Origin of the sequence: Paenibacillus lentus (assembly GCF_042714055.1) — a bacterium.
GTDB lineage: Bacteria > Bacillota > Bacilli > Paenibacillales > Paenibacillaceae > Fontibacillus > Fontibacillus lentus_A.
Genome location: NZ_JBHGVC010000013.1, coordinates 84978 through 105842, shown reverse-complemented (window position 1 = coordinate 105842; position 20865 = coordinate 84978). Strand labels below are relative to the sequence as shown.

At 47.0% G+C, this 20865-nt stretch carries 25 protein-coding genes and 1 riboswitch; of the genes, 18 read left to right on the top strand and 7 right to left on the bottom strand.

The window, feature by feature from the left end; translation table 11 throughout:
* Positions 1-13: 13 nt before the first annotated feature.
* The 12 genes from gshAB to ACE3MQ_RS22740 all read left to right on the top strand — a co-directional run bounded on the left by gshAB (position 14) and on the right by ACE3MQ_RS22740 (position 10543).
* Positions 14-2365: a bifunctional glutamate--cysteine ligase GshA/glutathione synthetase GshB gene (gshAB, locus tag ACE3MQ_RS22795; protein ID WP_379397049.1), complete on the top strand. Its 2352-nt coding sequence runs from the start codon at positions 14-16 to the stop codon at positions 2363-2365.
* Between the two features lie 226 nt (positions 2366-2591).
* The gene (locus ACE3MQ_RS22790; protein WP_379397047.1) at positions 2592-2915 is read left to right on the top strand and encodes an ArsR/SmtB family transcription factor; all 324 of its coding nucleotides are present in this window, start codon (positions 2592-2594) and stop codon (positions 2913-2915) included.
* A 108-nt stretch (positions 2916-3023) separates the two neighbouring features.
* Positions 3024-4319 (top strand): arsenic transporter, encoded by a 1296-nt coding sequence (locus tag ACE3MQ_RS22785; RefSeq protein ID WP_379397045.1) that lies wholly within the window; start codon positions 3024-3026, stop codon positions 4317-4319.
* Positions 4320-4346: 27 nt separating this feature from the next.
* The gene (gene arsC, locus ACE3MQ_RS22780; RefSeq protein WP_379397043.1) at positions 4347-4766 is read left to right on the top strand and encodes an arsenate reductase (thioredoxin); all 420 of its coding nucleotides are present in this window, start codon (positions 4347-4349) and stop codon (positions 4764-4766) included.
* Between the two features lie 58 nt (positions 4767-4824).
* Positions 4825-4934, top strand: a riboswitch (TPP riboswitch).
* Positions 4935-5004: 70 nt separating this feature from the next.
* On the top strand, positions 5005-5646 hold the full coding sequence (gene thiE, locus ACE3MQ_RS22775) for a thiamine phosphate synthase (protein WP_379397041.1): 642 nt from the start codon (positions 5005-5007) through the stop codon (positions 5644-5646).
* Positions 5633-5848 (top strand): sulfur carrier protein ThiS, encoded by a 216-nt coding sequence (gene thiS, locus ACE3MQ_RS22770; RefSeq protein WP_379397039.1) that lies wholly within the window; start codon positions 5633-5635, stop codon positions 5846-5848. The genes thiE and thiS overlap by 14 nt, the downstream gene beginning before the upstream one ends.
* Positions 5849-5852: 4 nt before the next feature.
* Positions 5853-6632, top strand: a complete 780-nt coding sequence (locus ACE3MQ_RS22765; protein ID WP_379397037.1) for a thiazole synthase — start codon at positions 5853-5855, stop codon at positions 6630-6632.
* A gap of 31 nt (positions 6633-6663) precedes the next feature.
* Positions 6664-7797, top strand: a complete 1134-nt coding sequence (thiO, locus tag ACE3MQ_RS22760) for a glycine oxidase ThiO (RefSeq protein WP_379397035.1) — start codon at positions 6664-6666, stop codon at positions 7795-7797.
* A 264-nt stretch (positions 7798-8061) separates the two neighbouring features.
* The gene (locus ACE3MQ_RS22755) at positions 8062-8640 is read left to right on the top strand and encodes a sulfurtransferase TusA family protein (protein ID WP_379397033.1); all 579 of its coding nucleotides are present in this window, start codon (positions 8062-8064) and stop codon (positions 8638-8640) included.
* Positions 8641-8665: 25 nt separating this feature from the next.
* A complete protein-coding gene (locus ACE3MQ_RS22750; RefSeq protein WP_379397031.1) occupies positions 8666-9061 on the top strand; it encodes a DsrE/DsrF/DrsH-like family protein in 396 nt (131 codons plus the stop codon).
* A 56-nt stretch (positions 9062-9117) separates the two neighbouring features.
* Positions 9118-10269, top strand: a complete 1152-nt coding sequence (locus tag ACE3MQ_RS22745) for an MBL fold metallo-hydrolase (RefSeq protein WP_379397029.1) — start codon at positions 9118-9120, stop codon at positions 10267-10269.
* 22 nt (positions 10270-10291) lie between these two features.
* Complete coding sequence (locus tag ACE3MQ_RS22740) at positions 10292-10543, top strand: sulfurtransferase TusA family protein (protein ID WP_379397027.1); 252 nt, start codon at positions 10292-10294, stop codon at positions 10541-10543.
* Positions 10544-10582: 39 nt separating this feature from the next.
* Here the strand turns inward: ACE3MQ_RS22740 and ACE3MQ_RS22735 are convergent, their stop codons facing one another.
* Positions 10583-10750 (bottom strand): hypothetical protein, encoded by a 168-nt coding sequence (locus ACE3MQ_RS22735; protein WP_379397025.1) that lies wholly within the window; start codon positions 10748-10750, stop codon positions 10583-10585.
* Positions 10751-10866: 116 nt separating this feature from the next.
* Here ACE3MQ_RS22735 and ACE3MQ_RS22730 point away from each other — a divergent pair, with 116 nt between their 5' ends.
* The 5 genes from ACE3MQ_RS22730 to ACE3MQ_RS22710 all read left to right on the top strand — a co-directional run bounded on the left by ACE3MQ_RS22730 (position 10867) and on the right by ACE3MQ_RS22710 (position 13283).
* On the top strand, positions 10867-11658 hold the full coding sequence (locus ACE3MQ_RS22730; RefSeq protein ID WP_379397023.1) for a sulfite exporter TauE/SafE family protein: 792 nt from the start codon (positions 10867-10869) through the stop codon (positions 11656-11658).
* A gap of 150 nt (positions 11659-11808) precedes the next feature.
* A complete protein-coding gene (locus tag ACE3MQ_RS22725; RefSeq protein ID WP_379397021.1) occupies positions 11809-12075 on the top strand; it encodes a metal-sensitive transcriptional regulator in 267 nt (88 codons plus the stop codon).
* A 49-nt stretch (positions 12076-12124) separates the two neighbouring features.
* Entirely contained in the window at positions 12125-12436 is a 312-nt protein-coding gene (locus tag ACE3MQ_RS22720) for a rhodanese-like domain-containing protein (RefSeq protein ID WP_379397019.1), read from the top strand.
* Positions 12437-12509: 73 nt separating this feature from the next.
* Complete coding sequence (locus ACE3MQ_RS22715; protein WP_379397017.1) at positions 12510-12869, top strand: rhodanese-like domain-containing protein; 360 nt, start codon at positions 12510-12512, stop codon at positions 12867-12869.
* 27 nt (positions 12870-12896) lie between these two features.
* Positions 12897-13283 carry a rhodanese-like domain-containing protein gene (locus ACE3MQ_RS22710; protein WP_379397015.1) on the top strand — a complete coding sequence of 129 codons (387 nt, stop codon included), beginning with the start codon at positions 12897-12899 and terminating at the stop codon, positions 13281-13283.
* Between the two features lie 69 nt (positions 13284-13352).
* On the opposite strand, the gene ACE3MQ_RS22705 is transcribed toward ACE3MQ_RS22710, so the two are convergent.
* The 4 genes from ACE3MQ_RS22705 to ACE3MQ_RS22690 all read right to left on the bottom strand — a co-directional run bounded on the left by ACE3MQ_RS22705 (position 13353) and on the right by ACE3MQ_RS22690 (position 16608).
* Positions 13353-14060: an AIM24 family protein gene (locus ACE3MQ_RS22705; RefSeq protein WP_379397013.1), complete on the bottom strand. Its 708-nt coding sequence runs from the start codon at positions 14058-14060 to the stop codon at positions 13353-13355.
* Between the two features lie 43 nt (positions 14061-14103).
* The gene (locus tag ACE3MQ_RS22700) at positions 14104-14511 is read right to left on the bottom strand and encodes a hypothetical protein (protein WP_379397011.1); all 408 of its coding nucleotides are present in this window, start codon (positions 14509-14511) and stop codon (positions 14104-14106) included.
* Positions 14512-14733: 222 nt separating this feature from the next.
* Positions 14734-15594 (bottom strand): DegV family protein, encoded by an 861-nt coding sequence (locus ACE3MQ_RS22695; RefSeq protein ID WP_379397009.1) that lies wholly within the window; start codon positions 15592-15594, stop codon positions 14734-14736.
* Positions 15595-15714: 120 nt separating this feature from the next.
* Positions 15715-16608, bottom strand: a complete 894-nt coding sequence (locus ACE3MQ_RS22690; RefSeq protein ID WP_379397007.1) for an AraC family transcriptional regulator — start codon at positions 16606-16608, stop codon at positions 15715-15717.
* Positions 16609-16909: 301 nt separating this feature from the next.
* Between ACE3MQ_RS22690 and ACE3MQ_RS22685 the strand changes: the two genes are divergently transcribed.
* Complete coding sequence (locus ACE3MQ_RS22685) at positions 16910-18319, top strand: MATE family efflux transporter (protein ID WP_379397005.1); 1410 nt, start codon at positions 16910-16912, stop codon at positions 18317-18319.
* A 66-nt stretch (positions 18320-18385) separates the two neighbouring features.
* Here ACE3MQ_RS22685 and ACE3MQ_RS22680 read toward each other — a convergent pair whose 3' ends face one another.
* Positions 18386-18862, bottom strand: coding sequence for a hypothetical protein (locus ACE3MQ_RS22680; protein ID WP_379397003.1), 477 nt, complete (start codon positions 18860-18862; stop codon positions 18386-18388).
* A gap of 105 nt (positions 18863-18967) precedes the next feature.
* On the bottom strand, positions 18968-20833 hold the full coding sequence (locus ACE3MQ_RS22675; RefSeq protein ID WP_379397001.1) for an LTA synthase family protein: 1866 nt from the start codon (positions 20831-20833) through the stop codon (positions 18968-18970).
* Positions 20834-20865 lie beyond the last annotated feature (32 nt).

The window sequence follows — 20865 nt, the reverse complement described above, 5'->3', positions numbered from 1 at the left end:
GAAGGTACTTAGTATGGTTTTAATAAATCAAAATTTATTACAGCTTATTGTGGATAACAATCTGCGTGAGGAGATTCTGCAAGGCAAATTTGGGCTCGAGAAAGAGAATGTCCGAGTCGACAAGGAGGGAAAGCTTGCGCTCACTCCTCATCCTAAAGTGTTCGGCAGCAAAATCGACAATCCTTATATCAAAACCGATTTCTCGGAAAGCCAAATTGAAATGATTACTCCTGTGTTTCACTCCATCAAGGAGACTTATCGGTTCATGGAGGCACTTCATGATATCGTAACCGAGGAATTAACCGATGAGTATTTGTGGCCAAGCAGCAATCCACCTGCATTACCGATTGAGGACGAAATCCCCATAGCTATCATGAATGATTCGGATGAAGATGAGTATCGAGTTGAGTTGGCTCATAAGTATGGTCGAAAAAGGCAATTGTTAAGTGGGGTTCATTATAATTTTTCATTTGATGAGGAGTTCCTCAGAAAGCTTTATGAAGCTTTGAATAGTAAAGAAGACTACAAGGATTTCAAGGACTCATTGTATTTGAAAGCAGCCCGAAATATATTGAAATACCGTTGGCTGCTCATCTATTTAACAGGAGCCAGCCCTGTTTTTAATAAAACTTATGTCGATAAATGCGTCAGCTTAAGCAGTCATCTAGATGAAGAAAGCTATTACTTTCCAAACATGAATTCACTGCGAAATAGTGTGTGCGGCTATCGTAATGATAAACCATATTATGTGTCATTCAACTCGATGGAGGAGTACGTCCGTGACTTACAGAGCTTAGTCCAATCTAAGGAATTGTTGAGTGTAAAGGAATTTTACAGTCCAATTCGCGTGAAGCCTGCCAATGGAGATCATATGCTTCAGGAACTTACGCAAAATGGCGCTGCCTATTTGGAGTTACGGATGATTGATTTAAATCCGCTTTATAAAATTGGAATTAGTCAGCAAACCATGCAATTCATACATTTATTTATAATTTATATGTTATTAATACAGGATGAACCTTTTAATAAAGCCGAGCAACAAATTGCAAACTCTCATGTAGATACGCTTATGGAACAAGGGATTTATGGAAAGATGCTGGTAGACGGAAATGACGGAAATAGGATAACGATGCAGGAGGCAGCTGTTTTATTTATGGATGAGATGGAGAAAATGCTGCAAATTCTAAACCCAGAAGATGAGGAGTTAATAAATGTTCTTCGCGAGGGGAAAAATTGTGTTTTACATCCCGAACTTAGCTATGCATCGATGGTTAAATCTGAAATTCAAAGCTCTTCCTATTTGACATATCATCTAAATCAAGCGAAAAAATTTGCCGATAGCAGCCTAGAAGCCAATTATAAGTTTCCAGGTTATGAGGACTTGGAATTGTCCACACAACTATTATTAAAAGCTGCTGTGAAACGCGGAATTACGTTCGAACTTATTGACCGTGAAGAAAACTTTGTGGTTTTGAGTAAGGGTGGTCAAAGGGAGTATGTCAAACAAGCAACGAAAACATCCCTGGATTCCTATAGCACTGTTTTAATCATGGAGAACAAAATCGTAACAAAGGAAGTACTAAAAAAGCACGGAATTCGAGTTCCTGGCGGGCAAGCCTATCGAAGTCTTCAAGACGCTCTGGCCGATTATGCAGCAAATCGCGGCAAGCAAATTGTTATTAAGCCAAAGTCGACGAATTTTGGGCTGGGTATTACGATTTTTACAAGTGACTACTCCATGGAGGATTATAAACATGCTTTTGAAATAGCCTTTGAGCATGATCGCACTGTGCTGCTTGAAGAATTCATGACCGGCAAGGAGTACCGTTTCCTTGTCATGGGGGATGAAGTCGTAGGTATTCTACATCGTGTTCCCGCCAATGTGGTTGGAGACGGCGTACACACCATTGAGCAGCTTATCCATGAGAAGAATAAAGATCCTTTAAGAGGTAAGGGTTACCGAACGCCCCTTGAAAAGATTCAATTAGGCGAAGCTGAAAGAATGTTTTTGAAGAATCAAGCTAAAAAACCAAATGATATCCCTAATGCAGGTGAAGTCGTCTTTTTACGCGAGAATTCAAATATTAGTACGGGTGGGGATAGCATTGATTTCACCGATGAAATACCGGATTCCTACAAGCAGATTGCTATCCGATCAGCTAAGGCGGCTGGAGCAACGTTTTGCGGTGTCGATATGATGATTGATGATATGGAATGTGAAGCATCGGAACAGAACTATAGCATTATTGAGATCAATTTTAATCCTGCGATTCATATTCATTGCTATCCATACCGCGGGAAGAATCGCAAGGCAGATGAGAAGATTCTTGATTTGTTGTTTGGGAAATCCCCGAATGCTTTTTAAGCTGATATAAAAATCTATGCGTTGGAGCAGTGAAGAGGCCTTCAGTTGAACTGTAGGGTCTCTTTTTGCTCAGCTGCGGGTATAAGACGCATGCAGTAGTGGATTCTGATAAGAAATTTGGGGGAAGGCTCTTGAAATGAAGCGCACTTTAAATTAGTATATAAGCATATGGTTATATGGCGTATCGTTCTTCGTTCTTATTTACGAAAGAAAGGGATGAATCTAATTGGAGGAATTGATTGATATTGCCGAGAAGCTTAAATTGCTTGGTGATAAAACAAGGCTTACCATGTTGACACTCCTTAAAGATAGAGAATGGTGCGTTTGCGAGTTTGTCGATATTTTTGATATGTCCCAGCCTGCAATCAGCCAGCATTTAAGAAAACTAAAATCCCAAGGGATTGTTAATGAAGATCGACGTGGACAATGGGTCTATTATTCTTTGAATGTGGAAGATAAGCCGTATATCAAAACGGTGTTGGATGAGATGCCAAGCTCTCAATCGATACTGTCAGCATTAAATAAAGAGATCAATTGTGTTTGTGAATAAGAATATTTAGCGTGGGATGGAGGATGCTAGTCAGCATCTTTGATCGAAATATAAGGATATAATTATATAACGATATATTGGATTGTTGCTTAATTGGGGGGTTAAACATTGTTTTCCGTTGTCCTAGCTAGCTTAATTTTTATTGTTACATTAATTCTTGTCATTTGGCAGCCTAAAAAACTATCCATAGGATGGTCGGCTTGCGGAGGTGCGGTATTAGCGCTTCTTGTTGGAGTCGTTGACTTTCAGGATGTGTGGGATGTTACCCGGATCGTATGGAATGCTACGTTGGCCTTTGTGGCGATTATCATCATTTCATTGATTTTGGACAAAATCGGGTTCTTTGAATGGGCTGCACTACATATGGCTAGTGCGGCACAAGGAAACGGTATACGTATGTTTGTCTATGTATCTGTTCTTGGTGCTGTAGTTGCTGCATTCTTTGCGAATGATGGCGCTGCACTGATCCTGACGCCGATTGTACTTGCGATGGTTCGGGCAATTCAATTCGATGAGAAGAAGGTATTCCCTTTCATCATCGCGAGTGGCTTTATTGCCGATACGACTTCGCTTCCGCTTGTTGTTAGCAACCTGGTGAATATTGTATCAGCAGATTTCTTTGGGATTACCTTTATCGAATATGCTAGCCGTATGATTGTTCCCAATATATTTTCTTTATTGTCTAGCATTCTTGTGCTGTACTTGTTTTTTCGCAAAAGTATACCGAGGAAATTTGATGGCACACAGCTTAAACAACCGTCCACGGCGATCCAAGACCCTCAAATGTTTCGTGTTTCCTGGATTGTGCTAGGGGCTCTGCTTATCGGTTACTTTGTGTGTGAATTTATCGGGATTCCGGTATCAATTGTGGCTGGAGTTATAGCGATAATATTCCTACTGCTGGCAAGAAAAAGTCCTGTCGTACGAACAAAGGAAGTACTGAAAGGTGCTCCATGGGCGATCGTATTTTTCTCAATAGGCATGTATGTCGTAGTATATGGCCTGCGTAATGCGGGTCTCACTGATCTTCTTGCAAATGTTATTCAGGGTATTGCTGACCAAGGGATGTTTGCGGCAACCATGGGAATGGGATTTATAGCGGCGATGATTTCATCTATTATGAACAACATGCCGACAGTTATGATCGATGCATTAGCCATCGATGCTACAAATACATCAGCGGCTATTAGAGAGGCGTTAATTTATGCGAACGTCATTGGTTCCGATTTAGGCCCTAAAATAACGCCTATTGGTTCGCTAGCCACCCTGCTATGGCTGCATGTTCTTTCAACAAAAGGCGTGAAGATCAGTTGGGGTACGTACTTCAAGACGGGGATTATATTGACAATCCCAACGTTATTTATAACCCTCCTGGGGTTATTTGTTTGGTTGACCATACTTTAGTATTTGCGAATAAGGAGAGAATGAAGCATGGCAAAAAAGACACTTTATTTCTTATGCACAGGCAATTCCTGTCGTAGTCAAATGGCTGAAGGATGGGCGAAAAAACACCTTGGAGATGAATGGAATGTCTTCAGTGCAGGTATTGAAGCTCACGGTCTAAATCCCAATGCTGTCAAAGCTATGAATGAGATTGGTATTGATATTTCGAATCAGACCTCAGATATTATCGACCCTGAATTGTTAAATAAGTCGGACTTGGTGGTAACCTTGTGCGGAGATGCGGCAGATCGTTGTCCGATGACTCCTTCGCATGTTCGCCGCGAGCACTGGGGGTTTGATGATCCTGCAAAGGCTCAGGGAACGGCGGAGGAGAAGTGGGCTGTATTTCAACGCGTCCGTGACCAAATTGGTGAGCGCATCCGCAAGTTTGCTGAAACTGGGGAATAATATACAACTCATATAATCTTGCGAAGATAACTATGGTAAGTTATAGTGGGAATAGCTGAATATGGAGTGCGGGTGCTGGATGAAGTCCGGCTGAGATTGGAACCTGATGTTCCTGACCGTTAATCTGATCCAGGTAATGCTGGCGTAGAGAACATATCGAATTAAAGCCATTCGTTTATTCTCGAATGGCTTTTTTGTATGAAACGGCCGGCTTATATCAAGCGGGAGGTAGAGTTGGATGAGAGATTTTCGTTTGTATGCCATTACGGATGAAAGAAGCCATCCCGGCAGAGAGCTTGCCGATGTGATGGAGGAAGCGATTCTTGGCGGCGCCGATATCGTGCAGCTTCGGGACAAGCATAGCAACCGGGAGGCCGTGCTGGAGAAGGCGAAGAAGCTTCGCGAACTGACCTATCGATATAATGTCCCTTTTATTGTTAACGATTATATTGATATTGCGCTTGAGGTGAACGCCGACGGAATTCATTTGGGCCAGGGAGACGCGACGCTTCCCGCAGCCAGAAAGCTGGTGGGCGACAAAATTATCGGCATTTCCACGCATGCGATTGAAGAGGCTCTGTTGGCGGAGCAGCAGGGAGCGGACTATATCGGTGTCGGCCCGGTATACCGGACAGCCACGAAGGCGGATGTCGTAGAACCCGTAACGTTATCTTATGTTCGCGAGGTGGCCCGTAAGATAAAAATCCCCTTCGTGGCGATCGGCGGCATTAAGCTGCACAATGTAGATGAGGTCATTGCTGCGGGAGCGAAGCGGATATGTGCGGTGACTGAAATCGTAGGAAGTAAGGACGTTAGAGGGACATGCGAAGCTTTTATCCGCAAACTGGAGCAAGGGGGATCTGTTCATGAAACCTATTGAGAGCGTTGATCTGAAGGTGAATGGCATAAGTCATACATTGAAGGCAGCCACCATCCAGGATGTGATCGCCCATTTTGGATTGACGGGCAAGCCGGTTATCGTTGAAGCCGATGGAGTGATTTTAACACCGGAGCAATGGACCCGGACACGCACCGCCTCGGGTATGGTCATTGAATTGGTACATTTTGTGGGAGGAGGTTAAACGAATGCAAAAGGATTATCTGCGTATCGGCAATCTTACGCTGTCTTCGCGCTTTTTTATAGGCACGGGGCTGTTTCCCAATCCTTTCGTTCAGCAGGAAGCCATCAAAGCGTCCGGAGCAGAAGTGCTTACGTTTGCGATTCGGCGAATCAACTTAGATGCGGTAGAGGATGACTCCATTCTGCAGCATTTACAGGATGAGTCCTATCAATATTTACCGAACACATCCGGCGCGAAAACGGCAGAAGAGGCCATTCGCATCGCTCGCCTCGCAAGAGCTTCGGGCCTTAGCGACTGGATTAAGGTTGAGATTAGCGTGAATGCCAGGACGCTTCTGCCTGATCCGATCGAGACATTGAAAGCCACAGAAGTACTTGTCAAAGAAGGGTTTACTGTACTTCCTTACATTTCCGACGATCCGGTCATTTGCCGGCATCTTGAAGAGGCGGGAGCAGCAGCGATTATGCCGGGGGCTGCTCCGATCGGCACGGGGCTCGGCATATTAAATCCTTACAATCTGGGCCTCATTGTAGAGGAGGCGGGAGTGCCCGTTATTGTCGATGCCGGCCTTGGAACGGCCAGTGATGTAGCTAAAGCGATGGAGCTAGGCGTAGACGGAGTTCTTATGAATACTCCGGTAGCCAAGGCGAAGGATCCAGTGATGATGGCTGCGGCGATGAAGCATGCGATTGAAGCGGGGCGTCTTGCTTATTTATCCGGGCGAATTTCCCGCAAGAAATACGCTTCCGCCAGCAGCGGCCTGGAAGAGTTTATTTTGAAATAAGCAGATCACGCAGAAATACGGGAGCGATAGCATGAAGCAAAATGTAGTCATTATGGGGGGCGGCATTATCGGGTTATCCTGCGCTTTTGAATTGCAAAAGCGCGGGCATCGTGTAACCTTGCTGGAAATCGGCCGCTGCGGGGGCCAAGCCTCGGGGGCGGCTGCAGGGATGCTCGCTCCTTACTCGGAAAATTTGGAGGAGCCGGATCCGTTCTTCCAGTTGTGTCTGGACAGCCTGAGGCTTTATCCAGCATGGCAAGCAGAAGTGAAGCAGGCTTCGGGGCAATCCTTTGAATATAGCAACTCCGGCAGTCTATATGCGGTTTATCATGAGGCAGATATTCTTGCCCTGGAAGGCAGGCTGCTATGGCAGCGGGAATTCGGTTCTACCGGCTGTATCGTGGAAGGAACCACGCTTAGGCAGATTGAGCCGGGCATATCGGACGAGGTAAGAGCGGCATTGTATACGCCGGAGGAAAGTCATATTTATGCACCTCATTATGTCCAAGCATTAGAGCAGGCATGCCGGAACGCAGGCGTACGCATCTTTGAACATTTGGAGAGCGTGGATATCGTTGATTGGCACCAAGGTCAGCCGCAGGAGCTCAAGGGCGAGATTGTCGTTAAGTCCAAGGATGGACGAAAGTTTACGGCAGAGCGTTTAGTAATATGCTCCGGTGCCTGGGCCCGGGAACTGTCGGGCACGCTGGATCTCGCTATACCGATCTATCCGATCCGCGGGCAGATATGCGCCTATCACAACAGCTTGCATACGGTCAGGGGTATGGTGTTCAATAACCAAGGCTATGTAGTAGCCAAGGAAAATAGTACCATCGTCTGCGGCGCTTCTGAGGATATTGCCGGATTTGACACTTCGGTAACGGTAAAGGGCATTGAGCGGCTGCGCAAGTGGAATAAACGGCTCTTTCCCTTTTTGGAAGGGGAAAATCCCTTTCATCAATGGGCAGGTTTACGACCCTCAACTCAGGATGGTCGTCCTTTGCTCGGTACGGTTGAAGGATCAAACCGAATCGTCTTTGCGGCAGGGCATTATCGTAATGGGATTTTGCTTAGCCCGGTGACCGCTAGAATCGTAGCGGATGTTATCGAAGGCCATGAATTGCCCGGCTATTATTCGGCATTTGCACCGGCAAGGTTTCGGTAACAGATTATGAGATAATTACCGAGTATGTAGTATGGACTAATCAACCTCTTCTTGTGGGCTGCAAAGCCTCTTCACGAGAAGAGGTTTTTTTAATAATACGTCATAACAATAATCTCCAGCAAAAAGAAAATGTATCTCAACTGTTGACAACAATAAACTTCTGCTTTATGATTTATACCCATAGGGGTATATGTATAATATAAATATTTAATTGCTGTGTTGGGTTAGAAAGATATGAATCATTACGAAAACGGAGGAATCGAAATGTCCGCACCCCAAGAGCTACGAGTCGATCAAACCATCGACTGCAAAGGACTTTCGTGTCCTTTGCCCATAGTAAGAACAAAAAAGGCAATAGATAAGCTGCTCCCCGGTCAAGTGATTGAGGTTCAAGCTACAGATCGGGGTTCACTGGCTGACATTCAAGGCTGGGCCAAAAATACGGGCCATCAATATTTGGGAACGATTGATATGGATGGTGTGCTGAAGCATTATCTTCGCAAATCGAGACCGGATGAAACAAAGGAAGTACAGAAGTACCCCTATACAGCTTCCAATGAAGATTTACAAGCCAGAATTGCAGCGAATGAGGCTATTACGATCCTTGATGTTCGCGAGCCTGCAGAGTATGCCTTTGGCCGTATTCCCGGAGCGAAGTCCATTCCTCTTGGCGAGCTGGAGCAGCGGGTTAGCGAATTGAATGCGCATAAGGAAATATACGTAATTTGCCGCACCGGCAGCCGCAGCGATCTCGCTTGTCAGCTGCTTGCCGACAAAGGATTCAAGCAGGTGAAGAATGTGACACCCGGCATGTCCGGTTGGAGCGGGCCTGTAGATCAATAAAAAACAATATTTTGGAGGGATTACAATGTCAACAAAAGTAGCAATTATCGCAAGTAACGGTGGTTTATTCGACGCATACAAAGTATTCAATATCGCAACCGCATCGGCAGCCACCGAGGCTGAAGTAGCTATCTTTTTCACGTTTGAAGGACTGAACCTGATCCACAAGCAAGGACACCAGCAATTGCCGCTCCCGGTCGGGAAAGAACATTTCGCCGAAGGCTTCAAGAACGCGAACGTTCCTTCAATTCCGGAGTTGGTAAGCATGGCTCAGGAGCTGGGCGTGAAACTAATCGCGTGCCAAATGACGATGGATGTCATGAACCTGAAAAGAGAGGATTTTGTAGATGGCATTGAAGTAGGGGGAGCCGTGACCTTCCTTGATTTCGCGAAGGACGCGAACGTATCCTTGTCATTCTAAAAACGAACGCATGAACTTTTTATAAAAATATGTACTTATCGAAAGGGGTAACTCGAATGTCTACGACAACTTCACGATTACAATCGATGACGGCCGGCGAGTTGACCCGGCGGGTTCTGAACAAGGTACCTTTATTCATTCTCGATGTGCGCAATGGCAGCGATGCAGCGGATTGGCAAATTGAAGGAGAGAGTGTTGAACTGCTCAACATCCCTTATTTTGATTTATTGGAAGGCGTGGATGCTGCGTTGGAGCAATTGCCAGAAGACAGGGACGTTCTCGTTGTATGTGCCAAGGAAGGCTCCTCCAAGTTCGTGGCTGAGCAGCTTGGCGAAGCAGGAAGGAGCCGTGTGTATTATTTGGAAGGCGGCATGAAGGCTTGGAGCGAGCATTTGGAGCCTGTTCTTATCGGCCAATTGCAGGATGGCGGCTCGCTGTACCAATTCGTACGTATCGGCAAAGGCTGCCTGTCCTATATGGTTATTTCCGACGGAGAAGCCGCGGTCATTGATGCGGTAAGAATGACGGATGTGTTCAAGAATTTTGCTGCAGAACAAGGAGCAGCAATCAAGCACGCGCTCGATACGCACCTTCACGCCGATCATATATCAGGCGGGCGCAAGCTGGCAGAGCAATCGGGGGGAACATATTGGCTTCCGCCAAAGGATGCGGGAGAAGTAACCTTTGATTATGCGAAGCTGGAAGAAGGAAATATCATTACCGTGGGAAATACTAAGATTGAAATTCAGCCGGTATACTCGCCAGGCCATACGATTGGCAGTACATCTTTTATTATTGATAAACGATATTTGTTGACCGGCGATATTCTGTTCATCGAATCCATCGGTCGTCCAGATCTGGCTGGTAAGGCAGAGGATTGGGTTGGAGACCTGTATACGACCTTGTACAACCGCTACAAGGAATTGTCGGATGATTTGACTGTGCTTCCGGCCCACTTTGGCAATGTAACTGAATTAGGATCGGGCGGAGCCGTTTCTGCACGGCTTGGGGATCTTTACAAGAATAATCCTGGTCTGCAAATTACCGTGGAAACGGACTTTAGACGGATGGTGAGCGATCATTTGCCGCAGTATCCGAACTCCTATCAGGAAATCCGCCAGACGAACATGGGCAAAATAAATCCGGATGAAGAACAGCAGCGCGAGATGGAAATTGGACCGAACCGCTGTGCCGTGCATGATAAATAAGCGATAAATAAACAATAAATGAATGTATTTAGGAGGAAATGAACAAGTGGAAAGCAATAAGAAAGTCGATACCACAGGATTGATGTGTCCGATGCCGATCGTCAAAGCAAAAAAAGCATTAGATGAATTGCAGCCGGGTGAAATTATGGAGGTCGTTTCTACGGATAAAGGCTCTCTGAATGATTTTCAGGCCTGGGTCAAGCAAACGAACCATGAACTGCTTAAGCACTCGGAGAAGGACGACGTCTATACCTTTTTAGTCAAGAAAAATTAAACAATGAAATAAGCGAACACGGCTTCATTCGCTGTTCGCTTATTTCAAATCATAGACAATGCGCACGCCGAGACTGGCATAAGTCTCTTCTTTATAGTGTCCCTGGGGGCAGGACTTCAAAACGTGCAGATGATCTCGCCGAGCCTGCAGCAGCTCTTTGCATTGCGGGCAGCGATCAGCACACAGGCTGCGAAACATGTTAAGCATCACTTCGCCCCTTTTCTTATGTGTTTACTTGGTATTAGTATAGCCTTTTATTTTCAATTCGTACAGACAAAAATATTGGGATGACAGCTTCGTAAACGGTTGGAAAGGAGGGAGCTATGGATATTCTTTTATTTATCGTCATGATGCTGCTTGGATTAATCGGTTCCTTCTTTTCGGGCCTTCTTGGAATAGGTGGTGCAATCGTATCTTTTCCGTTGTTGCTCTTCGTCCCATCCGCGCTTGGCGTTGCTCATTTCACCGGGCAGGAAGTATCTTCGATTAGCATGTTCCAGGTGTTTTTTGCTTCACTCGCGGGCGTACTAGCGTATCTTCGGAATAAAAAACAGCCTGCTGTGATCCATAAGACGCTTGTTATATACATGGGAGCCGGAATTTTGTTCGGCAGCCTTGCCGGCGGCCTTGTCTCCGGGTACCTTGATGGTGAAATCATTAATATCATCTACGGGGTGCTGGCTATTATTGCAGTTATTCTCATGCTAATCCCAAGTAGAGGCAAAGAAGGGGAGCCGGCGGGGCAGGAAATCATTTTTAATCGAGCATTTGCCGTTATAATCTCTTTTCTTGTCGGTATTGTCTCCGGGATTGTCGGTGCTGGCGGCGCGTTTATTCTTATTCCAGTGATGTTAACGGTCATGAAGATTCCGACCCGAATTACGATTGCCTCTTCGTTGGCGATCGTGTTCATTTCCGCCATCGGCGGAGTGGCTGGCAAATTAACGACGGCGGAGATCCCGTGGGAGGCTACGTTGTTCACGGTCATCGGCAGTCTGCTCGGTGCACCGCTGGGTTCATGGCTTAGTGCGAAAATGAACGTTAAATATTTGCGTTATGGACTCATTATTCTGATCGCACTGACCGCAATTAAGGTTTGGATGTCGATTTTATAGGTGGAGTGTGAAGTAATCATTTCATTTCATAACTGTTCATGGGGTCACATGTCTTCTGCAAGCGGCGATTGAAGATTGCGTCAATCGATGTTTTCTAATAATATACCCTTAGGAGTATAGGTTAAGTGAAATGAAATGGAGTGATTTCAATTGGAATACAATTATAACGATGATTTAAAAAGACGCTTAAAAAGAATAGAAGGGCAAGTTCGGGGCGTTCTCCGTTTAATGGATGAAGGAAAATCCTGCAAGGAAGTGGTCAGCCAATTGTCGGCTGTCCGCAATGCATCTGACCGGGCAATTGCCCAGATTGTCGCCGAGAATCTGCAGCAATGCATCATGGAGGAGCAATCGACGGGTGGAGATACCCATAAAATGGTACAGGAAGCAATTGAGCTGCTGGTCAAAAGCCGTTAGATTGCACAGTACCATGACATAGTAAATCATCTAAGGGAGAGAGATAACAATGGCTGGACGAGTAAACAAAGAAATTACACCACCAGAGCTGTCTGAACGCCTGAAAAAAGGCGAGAAGATTATGATGCTGGATGTGCGTGAACCGGACGAATGGGCAGCGGGCCATGTACGCGGCGCAAAGCATATTCCGCTTGGACAAGTATTGGAAAGACTCAACGAATTGAATGCCGATGAAGAGCTGGTCGTTATTTGCCGCAGCGGCAACCGCAGCGGCCTAGCCTGTGAGCTGCTGCAGGAAAAAGGCTTCAATGTCGTGAATATGACAGGCGGACTGTTGGCCTGGGAGGACGAACTGGTCTAACGCAAAGCTCCGTGTGATGAATAGGTTGTAAAGCTAACTTTAAAGTCTTAAACCGTGTTTGGGAGGAAAACGAATGATCTGGCTCATTGTTCTATTATTAGCGGGCATAGGATACTTGACCATCCGTAATTTACTTCCTGTAAAAGGGCTGGCTTATGTCGATGCGAGTATTCTGAATGGTGCCTCGGGCTTGCCGCAGGAAACGAAGATGCTTGATGTCCGGGACGAGATATTCTACCGGGAGTGCCACGTGCAGGGGGCCATTAACATTTCGATCGGCCGTCTTCCTTTTGTATGGAGAAATGAACTGTCCCCGAGCGAGCCCGTTCTCATTCTCTCCGACAGCAAAATCAAGAGCAAGAGGGCGGCTCGCTTATTAAAAAGCCGTGGCTTCCGGCAAATTTACGCCATTCGTGGAGAGTACTGTGCTTAATAAGCAATGAAAGTGTGGTTAACCATCATGGAGACAAGTACACTTATTAATATATTATTCATAATATTGATCGGTTGGTTTGTATTTACTCGTTTGCGGCCAACACCGGGCTTGAAATCTCTTCGTGAGGAGCAGTTCAGAAATGAGATGCAGAGTTCCAAAGACCGGGTAGTGATCGATGTCCGGGAAACGGGGGAGTATAGCAGAGGGCATATTCCTGGCGCGAAGAATATTCCGCTTTCCCAGCTACAGGGCCGGCTTAGCGAGATTCCGCAGGATCAAGACCTGCTGCTCTACTGTCAAAGCGGAATGCGCAGCAAGAATGCGGCGCGTATCCTTAGCAAGAACGGCTACAGCAGATTGGCTCATCTTACGGGCGGAATCAGCGCTTGGAGAGGCAAGATCACAAAGTAATTAAAGTAAAAGCATAAATACGAAAAAACAGACTTGAATTCCTAGTCTGTTTTTATTTTGCGCTTCATTCTACTTAATAAACACGCCGCCGAACGGAATAGCCTCGCGCAAGAAGCGCTTCACAATTCCGTCATCGTTCTGCAAATCACGCTCCAGCTCCCGATTGCCGGAGCCGGCCTGGATGAGCACATGTCCGTGCCCGGTCATCTTCCATTGATAGCGCATATGCTGGCTGGCGAGATGATTGCCGTAGACGGACAACTCCAGCTTAGCGTTCTCGGGGTAGGCGATGACGCTTCCTGCCTCTACATAGATCGGCTCCTCGGGATCAAGCGGCAGCTCAAGCACCTGGCCTTGGGTCAAGATTCCGATACAGCCCTCTCCTGAGAACTTCATCTTGATCGCATCGCGCGTAATCATCATATTTTTCATGCTGAGAATTCGGGTCTCCATTTGCACGCCTTCGGTATAAAAGAACAAATGCTTGAAATCATATAATAAATCGCTACCGTCCGTAAGCATAATCGGCTTCATTGTAATAGACGGGGGGAGGGAGGCTACAAATTGGCAGGGACCCTGAATATCGGCGCGGATGAACTTGCGCTTCCGATATATTCCTTTAATATTCATCAGCTTGTCGCTTCGATGGCCGCCGGCTCCGCGGAAGGCGATGATCTGCCCGGGATGCAGCACATGGGTGATCTCCCCGGCATCCAGATTAAATGTAACGGCCTGTCCGCCCAGCAGGGCGGATTCGTTATTATACTCGATATTCAATGATACTCCCCCTATCCTAATCCGTATAAGTCCAGGAGAAAGCTTATTTGCGCAGCACGAAACGGATGACGCGAAGGAGGATGAAATAACCAGCGAGCAGCGCGGCGCCGGTGATAATCATAATCCGCGTTTTGCGGGCATTGGCTTCACGGATTTCCTGTGCTTCGGTTAAAGCCGATACGGTGGCGGCCAGCTCCTTATTGCTTGCCATAAGCTCCTCGTTTTGCTGGCGGTAGGCTTCCAGCGTTCCCTGCGCTTCCTCCAGCTTGTCCAAGGTGACCTGATAGTTCTCTTTAATCTCATTCACATCATTGGGAAGTTCAGACAACACCTTGACGCCTTTGAGAAAATCGTCGAAATATCCCGCGTTCGCGCGCGGGGCACCCATTAGTCCACTTATAAGCATAGCTGCAAAAAAGATGGAGACGATGCAAACCAGCCTTTGCTTCATTCTCTCTTCACCTCCGATGTCATGCATGAAATACGAGTTCCTTATTATGAGATATTACGTAGTATTTGCTCGAAAAGTTTCCATATGCAATGTCGACTCAGCACTTATCAAGTTCTATTTTAGCAAAAAGACCGCTTTTGCCGGAGTTATTAAGCCAAACCCGAGAAAAGAGCGGTCTATTCCAAATACCTTCAAGACTCCTTACCAAGCTTCCAATAAATATTAAGCCTGGGCAGCCTTGCGCATATACATGATGGCTACGGTACGCGGGCCGCAGTGGCAGGAGATCGCGCAGCCGCCTTCAATAATGGCTACTTCCTTGGCATCCGTCTGATCCAGCAGCGTCGTTCTAATATAATCCGCCGCTTTCTCAGCCAGCGTCTGAGCCACGATGACCAAATCACGATCAATCTTCTGGAAGTTGTCGATAAAATGCTGCAGCATCCGCTCGACAGCCTTCTCCGTTTTACCTCTATACTTATCGGCGGAAATGACGAGGCCGTCTTTGATTTTCAGCACGGGGCGAATTTTGAGCAGGCTGCCAATCATATGCTTGACACTGGATACGCGGCCGCCGCGATGCAAATAATCAAGACTGTCTACAAGCACTTCCATTTCGACGCGCTCTCGCCATTCCTCTACGAGTTCAACGACCTTTTGCGAGCTGGCGCCAGCTTCGGCCGCCAAGGCCGCTTTGAGGACAAGAAGGGCGATACAGCCGGACACATGCATGGAGTCGACGACTCGGACACGGCCTGCTGGGAACTCTTCCGCGGCAATGAGTGCGTTCTGATAGGTGGAAGAGAGCTTGGACGACATGCTGATGAACACAATGTCTTGTCCTTGTTCAATGCAGGGTGCGAAGGCTGCGGTAAAATCAGCCGGAGATGGCGCTGCCGTCCGAGGCAGCTCATCATACTCGTCCACCCTGCGGTAAATGTCGGTTGTGGAGATTTCGAGCTTGTCCTTATAAGCGGTCTCACCGAACACGACATACAGCGGAACGATACCGATATCATGCTGTTCAATCCAAGAGTCCGGTACGTCAGAAATACTGTCCGCGAATATTTTAACTTGTGTCAACGCATTTCCCCCAGTTAAAGGTTTTGGTCATGATAACGATAACAATAGACCTAATTAAATTATAGTAGAGTTAAGCGGCTATAGCAAAAGAATAGTGTCGACATTTGTCGCAAGCGACAATTAATGATTTATCCATGCAAAGCGCTGGCGATACTTCCTTGGAGACAGTCCTTCAATTTTAGTAAAGCTGGCGGTAAAGTAGGCGGGATGATTGAAGCCGACCTCCTCGGCAATCCGCTCTATCGTATAATTGCTTTGCAAGAGCAGCAGCTTGGATTGCTCAATCCGATAACGCTGCAAATAAGCGGCAGGCGAGCAACCGAATACCTTTTGCATGCAGCGGGCGATATAGACCGGATGGAAGTTGATGCTTTCGCCGAGTCTTTTTGCTGAAAATTGTTCCTTGTAATACTCTCTTAAGTAAGATGCCGCACGCTCCGCGCAGATCGATTGCGGGGAAGGCCCATTCATGCCCAGGGAAGCGGACAAGAGTGAGACCACTTCCTGGAACAACGTCTGCTGGCGCAGTTTAGCCCCCGATATATGCAGGCTGCGGTTAAGATCGGTCAATTCCATAAGGGTGTCATTCAGCTTTTGCGGCTGCCCCACCTTCGTAAACTGGGGAACGGGCACGCTGAACGTCCATGTCGAAAAGGCAGAGGCCGGCATATATCCCGGATGCTCGTCGCCCATGCAAAAATGCTCGTCGCATCTCTCCGTCGCGATCGACCAGCTTGAGGCCGTTTGAAAGTGAAGCCAGTGGTAGAGCGTATCTTCCTTGCAGTCGGCTTCGGCATAATGGTAGCTGTCCGGCCGCAAAATGAGTGCATGTCCCTCGCTGACCTCATAGCTTCGCCCTTCCTCGCCCATATACAGGCATCCCTTATTTACGACGAGCAGGTCGAATACATCGATATTTTGCCGGCTGGGATGCTTTTGACCAGCACTCAGCAGAGATAAGCCGCTGGCAATATAATGGGGCAGGGGAGGAACTGTAAATTGAATGACAGACATGCGAACTACCTCCTTCATACATATGCATTCAGGTTTGAATATTTAAAGATTCAGTTGGTTGAGTGATACATCCAATCCAATATAACATCTATAATGTGACTCATGCTAAAAGTTAGTTAAAAAGTATGAGCTTTTGGCATCTGCACCTTGGATTGCTTCTACAGAAACTATGCAAATTGGAAGGCTGCACCAATTTAAAGAGCAATTCAAGCGCAGATGGAAGATGGGACTTTTATAACGGCTTTTACAAGTTATCATGCGGATGGGTGATATCTTCTCCGTCATACTGGAGGTTGTAATAATGAAAAATATTCGGAGTGGAGAAAAAGATAAATTCGGGCTTTGGATATTAACCTGGCCCATTTTCATCGAAATGTTTCTGCAATTTCTGCTGGGGGCGGTCGACACGCTCATGGTGAGCCGCATCTCGGACGATGCCGTAGCAGTCGTGGGCTTCTCCAATCAGCTCTTCAATGCACTGACGACGCTGTTTGCCACGGTAGCGAGCGGTGCGGGGATCGTCATCGCCCAGAAGCTGGGCTCTCGGCGTGAGGAAGATGCGCGGACGGTCGCCGTCATTTCGGTGAAAGTGACCGCGTTGATTGGTCTTGGCCTCAGCCTGCTGCTAATTGCCGTTCCTGGGCAGATCGCCAGAATGCTTCAGCTGCCCGAGGAACTGATGCCGCTGGCCGTGTCGTATATTTCGATCGTCGGCGGAGGGATGATATTGACCGCGCTCATGTCTGCGCTCAGCACGGCGATCCGCAACACCGGCAATACGAAAGGGCCGATGTATATCGCGGTGGCGATGAATATCATCCATATTGTGATGAACTACGGTTTTATTTTTGGAGAGCTTGGATTTCCGCAGCTCGGCTTGACCGGGGTGGCGATTTCAACGGTGACCAGCCGTCTGCTGGCGACGATCATGCTGCTCCTTATGTTCCTCGGTGCCTTTGAACGCAGGATTGGCATCCGCGACATTTCTCTATTTGACCGCAAGCTGTTCAAGGAAATTCTGGTCATCGGCTGGCCGCTGGGGGTCAACTCGGGCAGCTGGGTATTCTCGCAGCTCGTCATTTACTCCTTCATCGCTACGCTCGGTTCGATGGAGCTGGCGGCCAGGACGTATATGAGCACGCTGGAAACCTTCTGCTTCCTGCTGGGGTTCTCGCTGGCGCTCGCCGTACAAATTCAAATTGCCCATTTGTTTGGCGCAGGGCGGACGAAGGAAGCCTACAAGGCGGTATACCGATCACTGGCAGCGGGACTGCCTTTGGTTATCATTAATACGTGGCTGCTGGTTCTGTTCGGCAAACAAATCTTAGGCTTGTTTACACAGGATGAGGGAATATTGCTCATTTGCGGATCGCTGCTGTGGCTTAATCTCGCGCTGCAGCCGGCCAAGGTGCTGAATATGACATTGGGAAACGCGCTGAATGCTGTAGGGGATACGAGATATACCATGTATGTTTCACTGACGGTAATGTGGATCGTAGCCACTGGCTGCTCCTATGTTTTGGGGATTTCGCTAGGCTGGGGGATAGCCGCCATTTATGGCTGTATGATAGCGGATGAATATATTCGCAGCATTTTCTGCTACATTCGCTGGCGAGATCGGAAATTTTTACGGAGAAAAGAGGCCGAGCTTCATGGCGGCCTGAATACGGGAGGAGCCATTCGGAATTCCTCTTCGTGTGTGGAAGCCTAGTTGATGCCAGTCTAATCGCCTCGCCTGTTCCGTTACACGGGATGGGGGGCTGTTTTTTTGCAAGTTTTATTTTTGGCTGCTTTGGATAACCTCTAAACGGCGTTTCTCCGTTTTGATTTTATGTTCTTTTTTGCTGCCGTCAGCTTCCACTGTAAATTCAGCCACCGCCGCCACCTCATAAATTCCTGGCTCATTTATTTTGTATGTATATTGCTCCGTAATTGCGGTGCTCCCTGAAAAAGTGCGATGAACGGCCATTTCTGGCAGCACAATTGTATTAATGAGCCTACTCTCGTGATCCTGGATCAAATAATAAAAAATATCTTTTCTGCTCTCCATAGCAAAAGCTTCATCCACATTGTTTATAAGCTGGGCTGTAATGGTAAACGGTTCATTTACTAGGATTTGTTGGGGAAGAGTGATCGTGACTGTAAAGGGAAGATCCTCTTGGGACTGTTCAATCTTCTCATGGGACTCAGCGGAGAATGTGCATCCAGCTAAGAAGAAAATTGCAGTAACCAGGATAAGCAGCTTATACCTCATACCAAACACCTCCTCCATAAATGACGAAAGAAGCGGTGGGATTGTTGCACCGCTTCTTTCATGTAAGTGAGGATATGGGCGAGGTATTACCCGCCCGAGATGCTATTATTCCAGGGGGATATCCGGAAGCTGACGCACGTAGCTGTCAGAGAGATGGAGAAGCTGCAGCGCACGGTCATACTCTTTTTTCGTAGATAGATTCTGCGTCGCGTTAGATTCATTAAATGGAAAATGAATTCCGTCCTGATACTCAACTCCGGGCAAGAACAATGCTTTATCATTCAAGAATGAGCCGGAAGGCAAATAGTATCGCTGCGGAAGCAGGTTATACGTTTGATTGAATAAGTCCTGACCGAAATGGATGTGCTGGTCAAGCGATATTCCTAACAGATTCGCGAGTGTAGGCAAAATGTCGATCTGGCCGCCAATCGTATCCAATACCGCAGGCTCGGACACATTTGGCGCCGAAACAATCAGCGGGATATTAATCATATCGATATAGCTGTATTCCTTGCCATAGATCTCCTTCATCAGCTCTAGGCCGTGTTTATCCAGGGAATACATTGGCAGGCCAAGATGGTCGCCGTAAATCATGATAATGCTGTCGTCCCAAATTCCTCTTTGCTTCAGCTCCTCGATGAACTCGCCCAGCGCGTGATCCGCATAATTTTGCGCCTGGATATAGTCGCCGACCATATTGTCCTGATAGCGCTCAGGCAATGGGAACAAACGCTTGTCATCCGGCAAAGTAAAAGGATGGTGCGCGGTCATGGAGAGCACGTGGGCGTAAAATGGACGATCCGCATCATGCATCTTTTGAATTTCGTCGATCGTTTTCGTGTACAGCACCTCGTCAGAAGGGCCGAAGAAGACGGTATCCTCGCTGCCGAAGTATGTTTTGTCATAAAAACGGTCGAATCCTAAGGCATCATATAAGGAACGGCGGTTCCAGAAGTCAACGACATTCGTATGGAAGGTTGCCGTATCGTAGCCCTGGGCCTGCAGCAGCTTAGGCAGGCTCGGAAGCTGCTTGGAGGCGTAGTTTTGCGTCGCCGCCTCGTTGTAAGGAATATAGAAAGAAGTGTTCACGACGAATTCGGCATCGGAAGTGTTGCCCTGCCCGACCATTTGATAAAAATGCTTGAAATAAATGTTATCACGGGCAATCTTGTTCATTGTCGGAGTTACTTCCTGCCCGTCGACTTTGAAATCAATCAGAAAATTTTGAAAGGATTCCATCTGGATGATGATGACGTTTTTGCCCTGGTCTGCTCCAAAATGGACAGGCTCAGCGACAGGAGCAATCCCCTTGATATCATTGATTTTGGCCTGCGTGATTTCTTTTTTGTCCGTCAGCTCGGATTCCTTGCTTTTGAAAATTACGAACGTCTCATAATTAAGAATCCCCATTTGCTCGGCTTGCTTGATTTCATTCATGCTGGCTCGGTTCGGCCAAATATTAAAAATGCAAAGAGCGAAAGAAATCGCGAAGATGACAGCGGCTACGCTTCCCCGAATTTGACTTAGGTTGAAGAAGCTTTTGAGCTTGTGCGCCCGTTTCTTGCGAATAAGCCAGAAGCCGAGCACAATGATGTCCAGGAAAATAAACAGATAATAAGGATCAAGCAAGGAAAAGACGCTGTTCTTGACCGCGGTGACCTGATTCACCTGCTGCAGCGCATGATAAGTAACCATAACACCGTAATATTTATAATACATAATGGCAGCGAACAGAACGGCTGTAATAATGAGATTCACAGCAAGGTAAATGCCGATTTTGCGTTTGGAGGAGAACCATTCGATCAGGCAGAACGTGACCCAGATAAACGGAATTTCCTTTAGCAGCGGCCCCCAGGGCTGAGCCCCATCGAAAATAGCGAGCCAGGCGATATAGATTTTCAAGACCATAATGATAGAGAAAAAGACAAACGGCTTCGTATTGGATTGGCGGATCCGATGTAGTAAGGACACCTTGTTCCCTTCCTTTCAAAATATAGCTGGAA